Genomic DNA, 17,288 nt, shown 5'->3' on the forward strand with positions numbered 1-17,288 from the left:
CCATTGGATAAAATTTAGGAAAAATTATAAAAATGATGCTAAATGCAGGGAAATGACATCTAAACTGTAATATTTAGAGCTTATGCTCTAATAACGCTGCGACGGGTTGTAGGCGGTAAACGTTTGCGTCCTACAAATACACAACTGCCGCATAGAGGTCACACTAGGCGGCAGCTAATGGGTTTTACACTAATTATGTTTCAACTTATTACATAGGTTGGATTAGAGGGGTCAGTTTACTGGCGATCACATTTATATCCTCGCCTTGTTGACCGACCAAGATCATACTTGCGCTACCTATAGGTTGAACGACGCCACTCATGCCTTCTTTGTTGAAGTCGACAGCTTGCTCACTTGGGATTCTGGTAATGAACATAGTGACTTTACCTTTTAAACCCTGAAAAACCATATGCACGGCATTAGACTCTCCGAATCCACAGTGATTTAAGTAATAAACGTGGTAAGGAAAGTTCTGGTTGAACTTAAAATTCAGCGGAGACATTTTGGCGTTGATGAATGTGCTTGGCACATCTTCGTCCAAGTGACGGACAAAAGGCTCTTCGTCTATTACATGTTTGATTGCTGTATCCGCCAATGTAGCATGTGCCGGTGAGACGAGAATATTGCTCCAGTTGACCTGACCAACTAACAAGCCAGCTGTAAATGCTAACGATGCAGCCAAAGCCATTGCCTTCTTAGCAAAAGTAGGGCGGACAACGTTTTGTTCAAGAGAGCTCGAACTTTGGCTGAACAAAATTTTGTCAGCAAGATCTTCAGGCACATCGACATTCATAGCCTGTTTGATTTTTTCATCGAGATCCAAAACGTCTTCAACAAACTTATGGTTAGCACTGTTGTCAGCCAAAGCTTGCAGTATCTCTTCATCCTTCTGTTTTGGATCCGACAAAATACGACGACGAAATTCTAAATCATCCATTTTTTTGTCCTCTCTTTGTATCTTGAGAATCCAACATCTCTTTAAGTTGATTACGAGCACGAAATAGTCGAGTCATCACAGTGTTTTTGTTCAGTTCCAGTATGTCGCCGATCTCTTCTCCACTGAAACCGCCTACGACTTGCAGAAATAAAGGTTCACGATATTCGACGTCTAATTTCATGATCTGTGCCTGAAGCCACTCTTGCTGGTGATGAGGGTCGTCGCTGACCTTTGCATCATTGCCATAGTCATCGATATCAACTAAATCAAATTGTTTGCGTTCGAACCGGCGTGCATTTTCTCGTCTTAATATGGTAATAAGCCAAGACTTTGCCGCTTTTTCGTCCAGCAAGCTATCCAGAGATTTCCATGCGCGAAGACAGGTTTCTTGCACCAAATCTTCGGCTACCGCTTTATCTTTACATAACCAGTAAGCATAGCGATATAAATCACGATGATAGCCCCGAACGAGCGATTCATATTTTCTTTGTTTGTCCATATCAGAGTTGACCGGACTGTTGGAATTTTTCTTTCCAAACATTTTTAACATGGCTGCAAGAGCCCCCATTTGTTATTTAACCAGTACTGTATGGTCATTCGGATAGACATACAGAGTTTAGCAGCATCAACTGTTTTGTCTCACAGTAGTCAGGTCCAGGTTTCATTATTACGACTCAGATAGAAAACCAGTAGCCATGCATTTATTTGGAAGATTGAAAAAATAGATCGCTTGATAAGCGCTAAATCAATATAAAATTGATCTATTTCAAAAACTCGATCAGTGAAGCGGTTATAGTTACTCCTGTCATCTCGTTAGTCCTTGTGACTAACATGTTGAGCAAGATGACACTTCCTTTTGAAGGCTGACTTTACTTTCTCCTAATCAGGAAACTGATTAATGTTCAATTGGCGTAAGTTAATTGTTTTTATAGATATTCCGACCACACAGTTCTGTGTGGTTTTTTTTTACCTAAATTTCGCTTTCTAACCCAGTTCTTATTCAACTATCTTCATTGTTCATAGTCGGTTAATCGCGCCGTCAGCATAATGTATTTCATATCAATCAAAGCCAAAAGCTAGTATTTATCTAGGCATCCGGTTTGTGATCAATCTTTATTACACTTGGCGAAAAGTTTACTTAAATCCAGATATTAGGTGACTTATAGCCATTGTAACGTTTTAAAATCGCTATTGGCGGTGCTTTAGAGTAATTGATCTACTTGCTTCACGTTTATCTAAACGCACCTTTGATAAATTTAACAAGTTGATTACAATGCATCAGGTCAGACCTCTTGTTAATTAAGGAGAAACAATGGGCAAGCAGGAAGTAAAGACGCGTCATGGTGAACGCGTTGCTATTGTCGCGGGGCTTCGAACTCCCTTTGCTCGTCAAAGCACGGAATTTAGCCAAGTGCCAGCAGTCGATTTAGGGAAGATGGTAGTAAGTGAAATGCTTGCTCGAACCGATCTTGATCCGAAATTAATAGAACAAGTGGTATTTGGACAGGTTGTACAAATGCCAGAGGCACCAAATATTGCACGTGAAATCGTATTGGGGACGGGAATGAACGTCCATACCGATGCTTACAGTGTGACTCGTGCATGTGCCACGAGTTTTCAAGCCGCCGTTAATGTTACGGAAAGCATCATGGCAGGCACGATTGATATCGGTATCGCGGGTGGCGCTGATTCCTCATCGGTACTACCGATTGGCGTATCCAAAAAGCTTGCAGCCAACCTGCTGGCTCTCAGCAAGACCAAAACTCTCGGCCAAAAGCTCAATGTGCTTAGAAACCTTAGCTTTAAAGATTTAATGCCAGTTCCTCCTGCGGTTGCTGAGTACTCGACGGGTTTGTCGATGGGGCAAACGGCGGAGCAGATGGCGAAAACACACGGTATTTCTCGTGCAGAGCAAGATGCTCTGGCACACCGTTCTCATACTCTGGCGTCGCAAGCGTGGAAAGAGGGTAAGATTCAAGGCGAAGTCATGACCGCTTTCCCTGAACCGTACAAAAAGTGGATTTCAGAAGACAACAATGTTCGTCATGACTCTACGTTAGAGGGATACGCAAAACTTCGCCCAGCATTTGACCGTCAATATGGCAGCGTAACCGCAGCAAACAGCACGCCTTTGACTGATGGTGCTGCTGCTGTGATGCTCATGCGCGAAGGTAAAGCGAAAGAGCTTGGTATGGAAATCCTTGGCTACATTCGCGGCTACGCTTTCTCTGCTATTGGCGTAGAGACCGACATGTTAATGGGCCCTTCTTACGCGACGGCGAAGGTATTGGAAAATACAGGGCTAGAATTGTCGGATCTGACTCTGATTGATATGCATGAAGCCTTTGCGGCTCAGGCGTTGGCCAACGTGAAAATGTTTGCCTCTGATAAGTTTGCTCAAGAAAACCTTGGCCGTTCAAAAGCCATTGGTGAAATCGACATGGATAAATTCAACGTACTTGGTGGCTCGATTGCTTATGGACATCCGTTTGCAGCAACGGGGGCGCGCATGATGACGCAAACACTGCGCGAGCTAAAACGTCGAGGTGGTGGTATTGCATTGAACACCGCATGTGCGGCGGGTGGTCTTGGTGCAGCAATGATTCTGGAGGTTGAGTAATGAGCGAACAAAAAGCATTTAGTCTGAAGATTGACGAGCAGAATATAGCTTGGTTGGCAATTGACGTGCCTAATGAAAAGATGAACACGCTACAGGCGGCTTTTGTTGAAGATATGCAGGAAATCTTCGCGCAGCTAAAAGACTCAACTGGAGTCAAAGGGATGATCATTCATTCCCTGAAGCCAGATAACTTTGTTGCTGGTGCCGATGTACGCATGCTTGACGCATGTACTACCGCAAGCGAAGCGGAAGCATTGGCAAAACAAGGACAAGAACTCTTCCAACAATTGTCTGACCTGCCTTATCCGGTCGTTGCTGCTATTCATGGCCCTTGTCTCGGAGGCGGCTTAGAGCTTGCTCTGGCGTGTGACTATCGTGTCTGCACGGAATCCGACATCACTCGTTTAGGTCTGCCAGAAGTACAGCTAGGCTTGTTACCAGGCTCTGGTGGTACACAGCGACTTCCTCGACTAATTGGTCTGCTACCTTCACTTGATTTAATCCTGGCGGGTAAACAGCTCCGAGCTAAAAAAGCGAAAAAGCTTGGAGTAGTAGATGCCTGTGTACCAGAGACTATTTTGCTTGATGTCGCTAAGCAATTTATCGACAAAGGCAAAAGCAAAGGTAAGAAAAAGCAGTCGACCAAAGAAAAGCTGATGTCGGGCAGCGGGTTAGGGCGCAAGTTTGTGTTTGAGCAAGCCGCGAAGAAAACCAACGAAAAAACCCGAGGCAACTATCCTGCTACAATAGCGATTTTGGAAGTGATCCAGCATGGTTTGGAGAAAGGGTTCGTTAAAGGCCAGGAGCTTGAAGCGAAGCGCTTCGGCGAACTGGTTATGAGCTCAGAATCGAAAGCGCTGCGTTCCATCTTCTTTGCCACCACAGAGATGAAGAAAGAACACGGCACAGATGCTAAGCCTGCTGGCGTGAAAAAAGTCGGTGTACTTGGTGGTGGTTTGATGGGCGCTGGCATTAGTCATGTCTCCGTTGCGAAAGCTAAAGTGCCGGTTCGCATTAAAGATGTGAGCAATGACGGGGTCTTAAATGCGTTGAACTACAACTACAAGTTGTTCGACAAGCAACGTAAGCGTCGCATTCTCTCTAAAGCGGATCTCCAAGCAAAAATGATGCAGCTTTCGGGTGGCGTAGACTTCACCAGTTTCAACCAGATTGATGTAGTTATTGAGGCGGTGTTTGAAGACCTTGATTTGAAACAGCAAATGGTTGCGGATATTGAAGCAAACGCGAAGCCAGATACCATTTTTGCGACCAACACATCGTCACTACCAATCCATAAAATTGCAGAAAAAGCTGAACGTCCAGAGAATATTGTCGGTCTGCACTATTTCAGTCCGGTAGAGAAAATGCCGCTGGTGGAGGTTATCCCGCATGAAACCACATCAGACGAAACCATTTCTACGGTTGTTGCGTTAGCCAAGAAACAGGGCAAAACGCCAATCGTAGTCAAGGACAAAGCTGGCTTCTACGTAAACCGCATTCTTGCACCTTACATGAATGAAGCTGCGCATATCTTGCTGGCAAACGAGCCGATAGAAAAGATAGATAACGCGTTACTGGATTTTGGCTTCCCGGTTGGGCCAATCACACTGCTTGATGAAGTAGGCGTGGATATTGGCGCGAAAATCATGCCGATTCTGGTCAATGAATTGGGCGAGCGCTTCAAAGGTCCGGATGTATTCGATACGTTGCTTAACGACGGCCGTAAAGGTCGTAAGAGTGGCAAAGGTTTCTACACCTACAAAGGTAAGAAGAAAGAAGTCGATAAGTCTGTCTATAAGCTATTGAAACTTGAGCCTGAGTCTAAGCTCAGCGATAACGATATTGCACTGCGCTGTGTGCTGCCAATGTTGAATGAAGCGGTACGCTGTTTAGATGACGGTATTATTCGTTCGCCACGCGATGGTGATATTGGTGCGATTTTCGGTATTGGCTTCCCACCATTCTTGGGGGGGCCTTTCCGTTATATGGATCAGTATGGCTTGAAAGAGCTGGTCGAGAAAATGAATGAATTTGCATCGAAATACGGTGACCGATTTGCACCTTGTGACGGCTTACTCACCCGAGCGGGTGAAGAACGTACGTTTTATTAATTCTCAGCGCTGAACAACTTTGAAAACAAAAAGGCTTGCATCTCGCAAGCCTTTCTTAATTTTGCAGAAGAGATTATTTCTTCTTGTCTTTTTTATCTTTGTGACCCTGACCTGGGTTGTCATCACCGTGAACGCTCGCATTACCTTTCTTGTCTTTATCCCAATTTTTAGAAGTACAGTCATCTGACTTCACAGAGATATTGTCACCGCTCAAGCGTACACAGTCTTTGCTTAGCTCAAAGTCGTCACCTTTCACAGTGATTTCTGCATGAGCTGATGCGAATGGAAGTAGAACTGCAGCAATTAATAGGAATTTTTTCATAGGTGCCTCATATGCAAGTTGTTGTAATTTGAGTATAAGCCAATTGGAGCATAAGCTAATTAGAGCATAAGCTGCAATTGCGTTATTTCAAATTTCTGCCAATTTTATCTGAAACCAAAGTCCTTTATCCTAATCCGCAATCTTTCGGTCGTAGCTGAAACTCTTCTATTGAGCCAATTTCCTGACCTAAGTGAATGCGCGGTTCATCGATGTGAGCCAGACCTTGAGAATGCATAACCAAACGGTTTGCTGTTCTAGGTTTTAGCTCATTTACAACGAAACGGATCATATCTGCACGAGTCAGCTTTTTAAGCTCTGCCAGTACTTTCTCTCGCTGATTAAATTCAGTGTCTTTATTACCTATTGCTACCCAAAGGCGTTGAGCGCGACCACGCAGTGTGGTGTCTGGTGTGGCAATCTGATTCCATAAGCCGCGTTTACTGGTATGCCACTGATAATCATTGAGCTCTAACAGCACCATGTAAAAGGCATTTAAGAACTCATCAATAGAGGTGACGAGCTCCGCAGGCGCTGCATTGGGAGACTGAACATAAAGCACGATTCCAGGGTGTCGGTTAAGCGGCATGTTCCCTGTGCCGACCATGTAGCCTAATTGCTGCTTGGTGCGGATTTCGTGAAAAAACGTCGCCGACATCAAATGGTTTGCCAGTGAATAAAGCGCGATATTACGTGGCTCAATATCCTCGCATTGATGATAAATCACGACAGCCGAGTCCTGCTGGTCACAGTGCACCTCACGCTGAAAACTGCCGTTTTGACCTAGCATCACTAATGGTCGGAGTGCTTCCTCATAGCGCTGCTCTTTAACTCGCAGTGCATCTTTTAATGTGGTGGCCATGTCATGCGCTTGCTGGCGTTGCCAGTCGCCATAGACAAACATCTCTACGTGCAATTCGGCGAGAATCGACTCGACGAACACCGACAACTCATCGACTTCAATTTGCTCAAGTGCTTCAGCAAGCGTCGCAAATGGAGGATTGTTAGGCTGCAATAATCCCGTTAACGAGTTGAACAGTTGCGAAATAGGGCGATCTTGCGCTGAGTTTCGCCAGTTCCTGAGTAGCTGTTGTTTGATTGTGTCAAATCGAGCCTGGCTGAACTCACGAGCGGCAAAGCGGCGCAAAATCATTTCTAATAGCTGGGGAAGCTTTTGGCTAAAGCCGGACAAAGTCAGCGTCACGCCACCCTGGTGGGCATACATGTTGTAGCCCATGCCAGCAATTTCCGCCTGATAAGTTTCTTGCGCGAGTGAGTCGAGAAACATCTCAACGCAGAGACGAGTCTTGACGATGTTTTTAGGTGAAGCGACGGCATGCGAACTGTCTATCGCTACATAGAGTACGCCCTTAGGCACGCGGAATTCATCATCTTGTAAATGCCATAGGCGGAAGCCTTCCAAGTCTTCAATTAACTCGGGGAGGGAGTTGCCGTGTTCCAGAGGCATAGGATCAAGGTTGTAGCATATATACGGGTTCTTCTCGGGCAGTACAAATTGCCAACGTGGGTCAATTTGATGGAAGAAACGTTTTTGCTCGCTGGAAAATGGCGTCACTGAGTACGGAGTAAAATACCATTCTGCGGTACGATCGTAGTCTAACCCTTTGGCAATCAGCGTGACTCTTACATTGTCGATGCTTAAGTAATTCAACAAATCAAGTTGCAGCGCTTCGTCGTAACCTGCCATTTTGTAATCGCCGTAGATGGTATCGTCCGGCTGATAGTGCTGCATATTGACGACAAGGTGGCTAACAAAATCAAGCGGCCTTGACGGTTCCTGAAAACGAAATGCAGACTCGAGCACTGCCTGTTTCTCCAGGTAGCGCCATTCGTCCATGCCTTCTTGACGAATCAGGGTTAAATATTGGAATACTGCCTGAACGATATCATCGACGTGGTCGAGGCCTGTTGGTGTAAGCGTACAACTGACGGTAAAGTCACGGTAATTGCTGCCGCTTGCACCGCCTCCAGCAGAAAGAGAAGTGATCCATCCCTTACTCTTAAGCTGAATCATTAAGCTGCCTTCGCCTTCATAGCCCAGTAAATGAGCAAAATAGGAGAGGGGTTTTGTGCCGTAATACTCGTCCATTCCCGGCATGGGAAAAGTCAAAATTAACTTGCGAAATTCCTTAATGGGCTCAATCTGGACAAAGATTCCGGTGCTGTCTTCCGTGCCAATAGGTACATCAATCGATTTACCTTTCAATTGATGATTAGGGATGGCCGCGAACATGCGCTCTACCCACGCTTGCTGCTCATCAAGGGATTGAGGGCCAAACAGCGTTAGCGTCATTAAATCAGCAGAGTATTGAGAATGATGGAACTCGACGATTTCGTCACGAATAGACTTACCATTTCTGTCGCCGAGCGTATCAATATTCCCTACGGAAAATTTTGAAAATGGATGCTTTGGATTGATGACTTCTTTATTAACCTGATACAACCGACGAGAATCGTCATTCAGTTTTAGCTTGTATTCTGAATCGACCGCCTGACGCTCTTTGTCTAATGCTTCCTCGTTAAATAAAGGGGCGGTAAAGAATTGGCTGAAGCGATCTAGCGAGTTTTCAAAGGCATTTGGAGTGACATCGAAAAAGAAACAGGTGTGCTCTGTTCCTGTCCAAGCGTTGTTTGTACCACCATGTTGGCTAATATAGCTTTGAAATTCGCCTACTTTAGGGTATTTTTCCGTACCCAAAAAAAGCATGTGTTCTAAATAGTGGGCTAAACCTTGGCGATCATCAGGATCGTCAAAGTGTCCGACGTTCACTGCTAGAGCGGCTGCAGACTGTTGAGCTGTATCGGAATGAATCATCAACACGCGCAAATCATTACTCAGCGTAATGTAGCGGTATTGATTTGAATCGTTAGGACTTAGGTGCACGATGCGTCTCCAGATTTCGCATTACAGTAATTATGAACCCTGAGTGGGGCAGCGCAAATGTTGCGCGTCGACAAATACTGCTCCCTGCGTTTTTGTTTTTCGTAAGACTACTGCATAGGCCCATCGCTTTTGCGTATGGGTAGGGCTGTTTGAAGGAATGCACTGAGTTCATGGCATAGCCAAAGCGGTGATGAACTGAGTATATTCTTTTTTAATAGATTGTTAAGAAAGTCGCTATCTTTGGCAAGCTAATTGGTATAATGAACAGACAATTATATCAGTATTTATGTTTCGACATTATTAAAATTAGCCCCGAATATCTTATAAAGATAGCAGTCAACCTTTTGGTAGCGTTAGCTATCCATAGGAAATAACATGAAAATATTCATTATGCGTCATGGCGAAGCCGAACACTTTGCGGATTCTGACGCAGCTAGGCAACTGACCCAAAGAGGCAGAGATGAGTCACAAGCTGTCGCCCGAGCGTGCAAAGAACAAGGTTGTGCTCAATTCGACAAAGTACTCGTGAGCCCGTACATCCGTGCTCAACAAACCTGGCAAGAAGTCAGCGAACACTTTTCGGCCCAAAGCATTGAAACGTTTGAAGATATCACGCCTTACGGACAATCTGAATGCGTATACGACTATGCTAATGCCCTCATAGAAGTTGAAAAGCTTGAGTCGTTGCTGTTTGTTTCGCATTTACCGCTAGTCGGATATTTAACGGCAGAGTTTGTGAGAGATATGGCTCCACCAATGTTCCCGACATCTGGATTGGTTTGTGTCGAATACGATCCTCAAACCCAGCAGGGTGAGGTGTTGTGGCATATCACGCCATAAGCGTTGAACCAAATTTAATCAAAAGGCAGGAATATCCTGCCTTTATTGTTATGGAAAACAGATTGTTATTGAACGAATTTTTACTTCTCTGGAATCGAGAGAAGGACGAGCAGCGCACCGTCACCCCCAAACTCTAAAGGCGCTTGGTGAAAGGCCATCACATCAGGGTGTTGAGCCAGCCACAGTGGCGATTTTTGTTTGAGGATATGCTTGCCAATCCCGTGCTGAACGCAAGCACAGTGAATTTCGTTCTTTACGCAGTACGCGATCATCGCGCCTAATTCGCGCTTTGCTTCCTGCTGAGTCATACCATGCATGTCGAGGAACACGTCGGGCACATAAACACCACGACGTAGACGTTTTACCTCATAGGTGGAAACGTCGTCACGTGCATAGCGAGTCGGCCCTTCTTCATTGAGAAGAGGGACAAACTCATCAGAAAAGTAAAATTCTGAATCACTCGCTTCACGGTTTGAGCGTTTGATTTCTTTTTGCTTAGTATTTTTTTTTGGTTGCTGGATTATGGTATCCTGTCGCAACTTTTTTACGCCCTGTACTGCTTCCTGAAACAAGGCGAAATCGTCATCGTGTTCGGTGTCTTTTTTGCTCATTAGGTAAACAAATTCATTAATAAATTTTATTAGCAGTATTGTAGCGCTTTTCGGAGGCAATTTTGGATAAGATTTTTGTAGAAGAAGCGGTATCTGAGCTACATACCCTTCAAGATATGATTCGTTGGACGGTCAGCCGCTTTAATGCTGCGAACCTGTTTTACGGTCACGGTACTGATAACGCGTGGGATGAAGCCGTGCAGCTTATCCTGCCAACGTTATACTTGCCGATCGATGTGCCTCCACACGTATTGAGCTCTCGCCTGACAACCAGCGAGCGCATGCGCATTGTTGAGCGTGTAGTAAAACGCATCAACGATCGCACACCTACCGCATACCTGACTAACAAAGCGTGGTTCTGCGGTCTTGAGTTCTTCGTGGATGAACGTGTACTTGTGCCGCGTTCTCCAATTGGTGAACTGATCCAAGCAGAATTCCAACCTTGGTTAGTGGAAGAGCCAGTTCGTATCATGGATATGTGTACGGGTAGTGGCTGTATTGCGATTGCTTGTGCCCACGCGTTCCCAGAGGCAGAAGTTGATGCTATTGATATCTCGACAGACGCACTGCAAGTAGCTGAGCAAAACGTTCAGGATCACGGCATGGAACAGCAAGTATTCCCAATGCGTTCGGATTTGTTCCGTGACTTACCAAAAGAGAAATACAACCTGATCGTGTCAAATCCACCGTACGTGGACGAAGAAGACATGAACAGCCTGCCAGACGAGTTCACGCATGAGCCAGAGCTTGGCCTGGCTGCGGGTACGGATGGTCTGAAACTGGTTCGTCGTATTCTGGCTAATGCGCCTGACTACCTGACGGATAACGGCATCCTGATTTGTGAAGTGGGTAACTCTATGATTCATATGATGGATCAATACCCACAGATTCCATTTACCTGGATTGAATTTGAAAATGGCGGCCACGGTGTATTCATGCTGACTCGTGATCAACTAGTGGAATGTGCAGAAGAGTTCAAACTGTACAAAGACTAATAGCCATACCCATCATTTTCTAAAACACCGAGCCTAGTGCTCGGTGTTTTTTTATGCGGAATTCATCAAGATTAAGTGAATATTTACTCTTTACATCAAAACGTAATAGAGCCACTATGAATCCACGAAGAATTGATAAGCAGTTGCGCCTCGATTTGAGAAGGCGTGGCGACAATAACTTGAGGAAGTAATGGCAGGAAACAGTATCGGACAACATTTCCGAGTGACGACATTCGGGGAAAGTCACGGTATCGCACTGGGATGTATCGTAGACGGGTGCCCGCCGGGGTTAGAAATTACAGAAGCAGATCTGCAAGTCGATCTGGACCGTCGTCGTCCTGGCACATCACGTTACACTACGCAGCGTCGTGAGCCGGATGAAGTTAAAATTCTTTCAGGTGTGTTCGAGGGTAAAACAACGGGTACATCAATCGGTCTGTTGATTGAGAACACCGATCAACGCTCGAAAGATTATTCTGAGATCAAAGATAAATTCCGTCCAGGGCACGCAGATTACACTTACCATCAAAAATACGGCATTCGTGATTATCGTGGTGGCGGCCGTTCGTCAGCTCGTGAAACGGCAATGCGTGTTGCGGCAGGTGCGATTGCGAAAAAATACCTGAAGGACGAATTCGGCGTAGAAATCCGCGCTTACCTATCACAAATGGGTGATGTGTCTATCGACAAAGTGGATTGGGATGAAATCGAAAACAACGCGTTCTTCTGTCCGGATGTTGATAAAGTTGAAGCGTTTGACCAGCTTATCCGTGACCTGAAAAAAGAAGGCGACTCAATTGGTGCGAAGATTCAGGTTGTCGCAACCAATGTGCCTGTTGGTCTTGGTGAGCCAGTCTTTGATCGTTTAGATGCAGATATTGCGCATGCGCTGATGAGCATTAACGCGGTGAAAGGTGTTGAAGTGGGTGATGGTTTTGATGTTGTGAACCAACGCGGAAGCCAGCACCGTGATACGCTTTCTCCACAAGGTTTTGGCAGTAACCATGCTGGCGGTATTCTTGGTGGTATTTCTACTGGCCAGGATATTGTGGCAAATATTGCGCTTAAGCCAACCTCAAGCATCACGGTTCCGGGTGACACTATCACCAAAGAAGGTGAGCCAACTCAGCTGATCACTAAAGGTCGTCATGACCCATGTGTTGGTATCCGCGCGGTACCTATTGCTGAAGCAATGCTGGCGATTGTTGTTATGGATCACTTGCTTCGTCACCGTGGTCAGAACTTTGGTGTGACGACAGAGACACCAAAGATTTAACCATTGTTTTGAATAAAAAAAAGGTTGCCTTACTGGCAACCTTTTTTTGTTTTGCATGTTTAATGAAGTGAGCTTTCGGTTTCCAAATGGAAAGATGGCAAACGCCATTTAAATCGAACCGCCGCCATACGTAACACATAGCCAACCACCAGCGTTACGATAGTGGCCGTGACGTCCGGCACATTAAATTCTAATAATGCTAAGTACAGCCCAGAAGCGATTAAGGCTACGGATGCGTAGAGCTCTTCATGCAGTACTAACGGCGTCTGACGACAAATCAGGTCACGAAGTAGCCCGCCAAATACGCCAGTCACTAATGCAGACACCATACAGATGCCAGGGTGCAGCCCCATATCCAGTGCGATTTTAGTGCCGATGATACTAAAGACGATCAAGCCTAGTGCATCGAGACGAATAAACAGACCTTTTAATTTGATCACCCACTTCGCTAGCCCTGTTGTTAAAATCCCTGCAAGGCAAGTGATGGCGAGAAACTCCGGGTTTTTTACCCAGCCGAGCGGATAGTGCCCTAATAAGATGTCACGCACGGTGCCGCCACCGATGGCAGTGGCACTCGCGACCAACATAACTCCAAACCAGTCCATTTTTCTTCGTCCGGCACTTAACGCACCAGTCATGGCTTCAGCCGTGATACCAATGACATACAACACACTTAGCAGCATAAGGGACACTCTACATCAAATACAACCAGGCTTGAAGCGATGGGAAAGTGCCTCAAACCTATCAATACGCTCTACTCATCTGAGAGCATAAAATATTGCGAGAGTGTAGTGGGAAATGTGATCTGTGACGAATGAGAAATTGTATCGAGAAGTAAGGTTTCAGATTAATCCAGCTAATAACCAAACCTGTTGTGTGGCTTTACGAGCTGGATAAAAACAGCGACAATGCGCAGCGTAAGTCCGTATGAAATACAGAATCGATGATGACCCACGACTATCAAGACCTTATCACCCTATTTAACGACACATTTCTAGAACCTTTTAACACGAAACTAGAGCTGGGTGGAGATGAACCTATCTACCTTCCTGCTGATGAAGAGCAACCTCACCACCGGATTATTTTTGCTCGTGGTTTCTATGCGTCTGCACTTCATGAAATCTCGCATTGGTGTGTAGCTGGCCCTGAGCGTCGTTTGTTGGAGGATTTTGGTTATTGGTACGAGCCGGATGGCCGAACGGCTGAGGTTCAGGCTGAGTTTGAGAAAGTAGAAGTTCGCCCTCAGGCATACGAGTGGATACTGTCTAAAAGTGCTGGCTTCCCTTTTACTGTCAGTTGTGACAATCTACACGGCGATTTTGAACCAGATAGGCTTGGTTTTATGCGTAAAGTGCATAACGAAGTGTTAGGTATTCTGGAGACGGGATTGCCACAACGAGTGAAAATGCTGTCTGAAGCGCTACGCTCTTTTTACCAAACTAAGCCGCTGGAAGCGTCTGACTTTATCGTTAAATAACCTCAGAGATACTCCATGATTATTGAATTTGAAGAAAAACTACTGGAACTGATTGATGCTCGAATTGAAACAGCATCAGATGACGAGCTGTTTGCTGGTGGTTATCTGCGTGGTCACATCTCTTTATCTGCTGCATCGTGTGAAGACGAAGGCATCAATGATATTGAAGAGCTGAAAGCTCGCATCGCCAACAGTTTAGATGAAGCTCGTACAGAGCTAAGTCCATCCGATCGCATTATTGTTAGCGATCTATGGCAAGAGCTACAGGCTCAAGCTTAATTATTCCTACCCCATTTCTAAATTTTTCGAAGTAGGCCTACGTACTACTTCGAAAAATTTGAATCTCTCCGTAAAATTTTTGTGGTTGTTGGCAAACTGTTTAACTTTTATTCTGATGGCATAAAGAGTGAACAAAAGGATACAACCATGAAAATTGTCGCATTTGCTGCTTCTACCAGCTCAACATCAATAAACAAAGTACTTGCTACTTACGCAGCCAATCAAGTTGAAGGCGCGCAAGTGAATGTATTGGACCTAAACAACTATCAAGTTCCAATGTTTAGTGAAGATACAGAGAAAGAGATCGGCCAGGCAGAGGGTGCTATCGCCTTCTTAAGAGAGCTAGAACAAGCGGATGCAATCGTGGTTTCTTTTGCTGAACACAACGGTTCTTACGCTGCAGCGTACAAAAACTTGTTTGACTGGGCGACGCGTATTGAACGTAATGTATTCCAAAACAAGCCAGTTGTTTATCTAGCTACATCTCCAGGCCCTGGTGGCGCACAAAGCGTATTGGCAGCGGCAACAGGTTCTGCTCAGTTCTTTGGTGCAGATGTTAAGGCGTCTGTGTCAGTGCCAAACTTCTACGATAATTTTGACGTAGAAACCGGTGCAAGTCTAAATGCAGAAATCGCTGAGCAAGTACAACAAGCAGTCGCTCAATTGGCATAACACAGCCTGGATTTGCTGCCACAGTTATCATTTCTCGGGAATGATACTCGCGTCTAGTGAATGGTAAGCGCCCCCCACCTATCTCTAAGCACAGTCATTCCTTTGAGTTTAGTGTGGTCTGGATGCCTCTACTAACGCATCGTTGTTACAAGCTCCTTGACCACGCTTTTTGTTTCTGCCAAAACTTAACTAAAGTTCAGTAATCGCCTTACCTTTGCGCAGCTTACGAACCCACATCCGACTTGGATGCAATTCAGCTAACACTTCTACAGGCAATGGCAGAGGGTCGCCACAAATTTGTGAAGCCAGCAGTTCAGCCATCAGTGGTGCAGAGCTCAATCCGCGAGAACCCAGACCTAAAAAGCAGAATAGGTTAGGGAATTGATGAATTGCTTCAACTTCCTCTTCCTTCTGGTTTTGCAAGTTTGCGTATTGTGTTTTAACTGACTCAAAATCACTTACATTTCCAATAAATGGCAGGTGGTCGCGACTCACACAGCGAATGCCTTGGCGTGATAAGTTTCCTGTTATGTCGACCTCGTTGGTCCATGTCTGATTTGGCACACACTTGACGAGCTTGTCAGCATTGTCGCGTTGCGCTTCGGCATCAAACTCGTAATCTAAGTGGCTGCGATCGTAACTTGCGCCAATGCAGAGCTGCTGATTATTTGGGTTAACAGGCGTCATGTAGCCATCGTAGCAAAGCACCGATTTCAGCTTAGAAAGCGTTTCTGTCTCTGGTGCATGGCTGACCTGACCTTTAACTTGTCCCATAGGCAGATCGGCTGTTTGGCTCAGCGTTTGGAACTCATGGCCATTGGCAATCACGACAGTAGAATGCTCAAAGGTTTGGCCATTCGATGTTAGTGCCCAGCTTTGACTTTCTTCATTCCAAGTGAGCGCGTCGATTTTGTGTTCAAACTTGGCTTCGAAATTGTCATTTTTTTCAAGCTGAGCGATCAGCCCACGAGTTAACTCCGCAGGACAAAGCCAACCACCCAAAGGGTAGTGCACTGAAGGCATATCGATAGGCAAGCCAATAGCTTCAGCCGTTTCTTCTGCTGAAAGTTTCTGAATGAGCTCGGGCGTGAAGTTGCCTTCTAATATCCTTTCTAACTTAGCTGTGGACTTTTCATCCCACATCAATTGGGTGACGCCACACCACTCATGGTCAAAACTGATTTCTTCCGCCGTTTGCTCAATAAACTGACGAGCGAATAAAAAGGCAGGAGCAAACACACGCGACACACCAGTGTGAGGGCCATTAAGCAGCGGGTAAACGGCGCCTTGTCTATTGCCCGACGCCCCTTCTGCAGGTCGCGTATCCTGGCAATATAGCGTGACATTTTGGCCACGACGACTCAGTGTCTTTGCTAGAGCAGCGCTTGAAATACCGCCGCCAATGATAGCGATTGAATCAGGTTTGCTGGCCGCGGTCCGGTTAAACCAGGGTAAGTGATTGGAGTGGGTTTGACGCTGTTCCATTGTGCCAGCGATCATTTCGCGTTTGGTACCAAAGCCTTTTACTTTGGCCATGGTAAAGCCTGCTTCAATCAAGCCACGACGCACAAAGCCTGCAGCAGTAAAGGTCGCGACCGTACAATCTTGCTTGGCCAGTTTTGCCATGCCGTTGAACAGATTCTGATTCCACATCTCTGGGTTTTTACTAGGTGCAAAACCATCCAGGAACCAAGAGTCGATCAAGCCTGATTCACCATAAGGTACTTGTGGCATGCAGTCTTTGATATCACCAAACCACAAGTCGAGGGTGATTGCGCCATCTTCTAATACGATTCGATGGCACTCTGGTACTGCTGCTGGGTAGTGTTTTTGAAGTTTCGCGGCATACTCTGCTAACTCTGGCCAGGCTTGATGGGCTTTTATTAGATCCGTTTGACTCAGAGGATACTTTTCGAAACTGACAAAATGCAGCTCTTTTAATGTTGCCTCAGGGTTTTCACGACGAAACTCGTTAAACCACTGCCATACCGCTAGGAAGTTTAATCCAGTGCCAAATCCGGTTTCACCAATGACAAAGCGTCTTTGGTCAAACTCCTGCCATCTTTCTGGGAGATGATTTTTTTTGAGGAAAACGTAGCGTGTCTCTTCAAGACCGTTTACGTTAGAGAAGTAAACATCATCAAATTGGTCAGAAACTGGCGTACCAGATTCGTTCCAACCCAGTTCTGCGTTTTTTATTGAAGTCATATTGGTCGTAATTTTGTGATTTGGCACGGTAACAATAG

General features: G+C 45.5%; 15 protein-coding genes. 8 read left to right on the top strand and 7 right to left on the bottom strand.

Features of this window, described 5'->3' with window-relative positions; genetic code table 11:
* Window positions 1-208: 208 nt before the first annotated feature.
* Complete coding sequence (locus V1U08_RS16435) at window positions 209-937, bottom strand: DUF3379 domain-containing protein (RefSeq protein WP_118119041.1); 729 nt, start codon at window positions 935-937, stop codon at window positions 209-211.
* Entirely contained in the window at window positions 930-1,478 is a 549-nt protein-coding gene (locus V1U08_RS16440; RefSeq protein ID WP_373423024.1) for a sigma-70 family RNA polymerase sigma factor, read from the bottom strand. Before V1U08_RS16440 ends, V1U08_RS16435 begins: the two co-directional genes overlap by 8 nt.
* A gap of 771 nt (window positions 1,479-2,249) precedes the next feature.
* Here V1U08_RS16440 and fadI point away from each other — a divergent pair.
* Together fadI and fadJ are read left to right on the top strand one after the other, a co-directional pair.
* Window positions 2,250-3,557, top strand: coding sequence for an acetyl-CoA C-acyltransferase FadI (gene fadI, locus V1U08_RS16445; protein WP_330471022.1), 1,308 nt, complete (start codon window positions 2,250-2,252; stop codon window positions 3,555-3,557).
* Window positions 3,557-5,668 carry a fatty acid oxidation complex subunit alpha FadJ gene (fadJ, locus tag V1U08_RS16450; protein ID WP_330471023.1) on the top strand — a complete coding sequence of 704 codons (2,112 nt, stop codon included), beginning with the start codon at window positions 3,557-3,559 and terminating at the stop codon, window positions 5,666-5,668. Before fadI ends, fadJ begins: the two co-directional genes overlap by 1 nt.
* A gap of 73 nt (window positions 5,669-5,741) precedes the next feature.
* Here fadJ and V1U08_RS16455 read toward each other — a convergent pair whose 3' ends face one another.
* A complete protein-coding gene (locus V1U08_RS16455; RefSeq protein ID WP_014232627.1) occupies window positions 5,742-5,990 on the bottom strand; it encodes a hypothetical protein in 249 nt (82 codons plus the stop codon).
* Window positions 5,991-6,114: 124 nt separating this feature from the next.
* Window positions 6,115-8,892 carry an insulinase family protein gene (locus V1U08_RS16460; protein WP_330471024.1) on the bottom strand — a complete coding sequence of 926 codons (2,778 nt, stop codon included), beginning with the start codon at window positions 8,890-8,892 and terminating at the stop codon, window positions 6,115-6,117.
* Between the two features lie 375 nt (window positions 8,893-9,267).
* Between V1U08_RS16460 and sixA the strand changes: the two genes are divergently transcribed.
* Window positions 9,268-9,732 carry a phosphohistidine phosphatase SixA gene (gene sixA / locus V1U08_RS16465; protein ID WP_014232625.1) on the top strand — a complete coding sequence of 155 codons (465 nt, stop codon included), beginning with the start codon at window positions 9,268-9,270 and terminating at the stop codon, window positions 9,730-9,732.
* Between the two features lie 80 nt (window positions 9,733-9,812).
* On the opposite strand, the gene smrB is transcribed toward sixA, so the two are convergent.
* The gene (smrB, locus tag V1U08_RS16470; RefSeq protein WP_014232624.1) at window positions 9,813-10,343 is read right to left on the bottom strand and encodes an endonuclease SmrB; all 531 of its coding nucleotides are present in this window, start codon (window positions 10,341-10,343) and stop codon (window positions 9,813-9,815) included.
* Between the two features lie 62 nt (window positions 10,344-10,405).
* On the opposite strand from smrB, the gene prmB reads away from it, so the two are divergent.
* Both prmB and aroC read left to right on the top strand, forming a co-directional pair.
* Window positions 10,406-11,338, top strand: coding sequence for a 50S ribosomal protein L3 N(5)-glutamine methyltransferase (gene prmB / locus V1U08_RS16475; RefSeq protein WP_014232623.1), 933 nt, complete (start codon window positions 10,406-10,408; stop codon window positions 11,336-11,338).
* A 190-nt stretch (window positions 11,339-11,528) separates the two neighbouring features.
* Window positions 11,529-12,614 carry a chorismate synthase gene (gene aroC / locus V1U08_RS16480; protein WP_014232622.1) on the top strand — a complete coding sequence of 362 codons (1,086 nt, stop codon included), beginning with the start codon at window positions 11,529-11,531 and terminating at the stop codon, window positions 12,612-12,614.
* 59 nt (window positions 12,615-12,673) lie between these two features.
* Here aroC and V1U08_RS16485 read toward each other — a convergent pair whose 3' ends face one another.
* A complete protein-coding gene (locus V1U08_RS16485) occupies window positions 12,674-13,297 on the bottom strand; it encodes a trimeric intracellular cation channel family protein (RefSeq protein WP_014232621.1) in 624 nt (207 codons plus the stop codon).
* Window positions 13,298-13,560: 263 nt separating this feature from the next.
* Between V1U08_RS16485 and V1U08_RS16490 the strand changes: the two genes are divergently transcribed.
* From V1U08_RS16490 to V1U08_RS16500, 3 genes are all read left to right on the top strand, one after another.
* Window positions 13,561-14,091, top strand: a complete 531-nt coding sequence (locus tag V1U08_RS16490; protein ID WP_020334577.1) for an elongation factor P hydroxylase — start codon at window positions 13,561-13,563, stop codon at window positions 14,089-14,091.
* Between the two features lie 15 nt (window positions 14,092-14,106).
* Window positions 14,107-14,370: a YfcL family protein gene (locus V1U08_RS16495; protein ID WP_014232619.1), complete on the top strand. Its 264-nt coding sequence runs from the start codon at window positions 14,107-14,109 to the stop codon at window positions 14,368-14,370.
* A 147-nt stretch (window positions 14,371-14,517) separates the two neighbouring features.
* A complete protein-coding gene (locus V1U08_RS16500) occupies window positions 14,518-15,042 on the top strand; it encodes an NADPH-dependent FMN reductase (RefSeq protein ID WP_330471025.1) in 525 nt (174 codons plus the stop codon).
* Between the two features lie 189 nt (window positions 15,043-15,231).
* Here V1U08_RS16500 and mnmC read toward each other — a convergent pair whose 3' ends face one another.
* Complete coding sequence (gene mnmC / locus V1U08_RS16505; RefSeq protein WP_330471026.1) at window positions 15,232-17,250, bottom strand: bifunctional tRNA (5-methylaminomethyl-2-thiouridine)(34)-methyltransferase MnmD/FAD-dependent 5-carboxymethylaminomethyl-2-thiouridine(34) oxidoreductase MnmC; 2,019 nt, start codon at window positions 17,248-17,250, stop codon at window positions 15,232-15,234.
* Window positions 17,251-17,288: the final 38 nt, after the last annotated feature.

Source organism: Vibrio sp. YYF0003, from assembly GCF_036350715.1.
GTDB classification, from domain to species: Bacteria; Pseudomonadota; Gammaproteobacteria; order Enterobacterales; family Vibrionaceae; genus Vibrio; species Vibrio natriegens.

Coding starts and splice junctions, on each gene's coding strand:
- V1U08_RS16435 (WP_118119041.1), bottom strand. CDS start 937: ATGGATGATTTAGAATTTCGTCGTCGTATTTTGTCGGATCCAAAACAG.
- V1U08_RS16440 (WP_373423024.1), bottom strand. CDS start 1,478: ATGTTTGGAAAGAAAAATTCCAACAGTCCGGTCAACTCTGATATGGAC.
- fadI (WP_330471022.1), top strand. CDS start 2,250: ATGGGCAAGCAGGAAGTAAAGACGCGTCATGGTGAACGCGTTGCTATT.
- fadJ (WP_330471023.1), top strand. CDS start 3,557: ATGAGCGAACAAAAAGCATTTAGTCTGAAGATTGACGAGCAGAATATA.
- V1U08_RS16455 (WP_014232627.1), bottom strand. CDS start 5,990: ATGAAAAAATTCCTATTAATTGCTGCAGTTCTACTTCCATTCGCATCA.
- sixA (WP_014232625.1), top strand. CDS start 9,268: ATGAAAATATTCATTATGCGTCATGGCGAAGCCGAACACTTTGCGGAT.
- smrB (WP_014232624.1), bottom strand. CDS start 10,343: ATGAGCAAAAAAGACACCGAACACGATGACGATTTCGCCTTGTTTCAG.
- aroC (WP_014232622.1), top strand. CDS start 11,529: ATGGCAGGAAACAGTATCGGACAACATTTCCGAGTGACGACATTCGGG.
- V1U08_RS16485 (WP_014232621.1), bottom strand. CDS start 13,297: ATGCTGCTAAGTGTGTTGTATGTCATTGGTATCACGGCTGAAGCCATG.
- V1U08_RS16490 (WP_020334577.1), top strand. CDS start 13,561: ATGACCCACGACTATCAAGACCTTATCACCCTATTTAACGACACATTT.
- V1U08_RS16495 (WP_014232619.1), top strand. CDS start 14,107: ATGATTATTGAATTTGAAGAAAAACTACTGGAACTGATTGATGCTCGA.
- V1U08_RS16500 (WP_330471025.1), top strand. CDS start 14,518: ATGAAAATTGTCGCATTTGCTGCTTCTACCAGCTCAACATCAATAAAC.
- mnmC (WP_330471026.1), bottom strand. CDS start 17,250: ATGACTTCAATAAAAAACGCAGAACTGGGTTGGAACGAATCTGGTACG.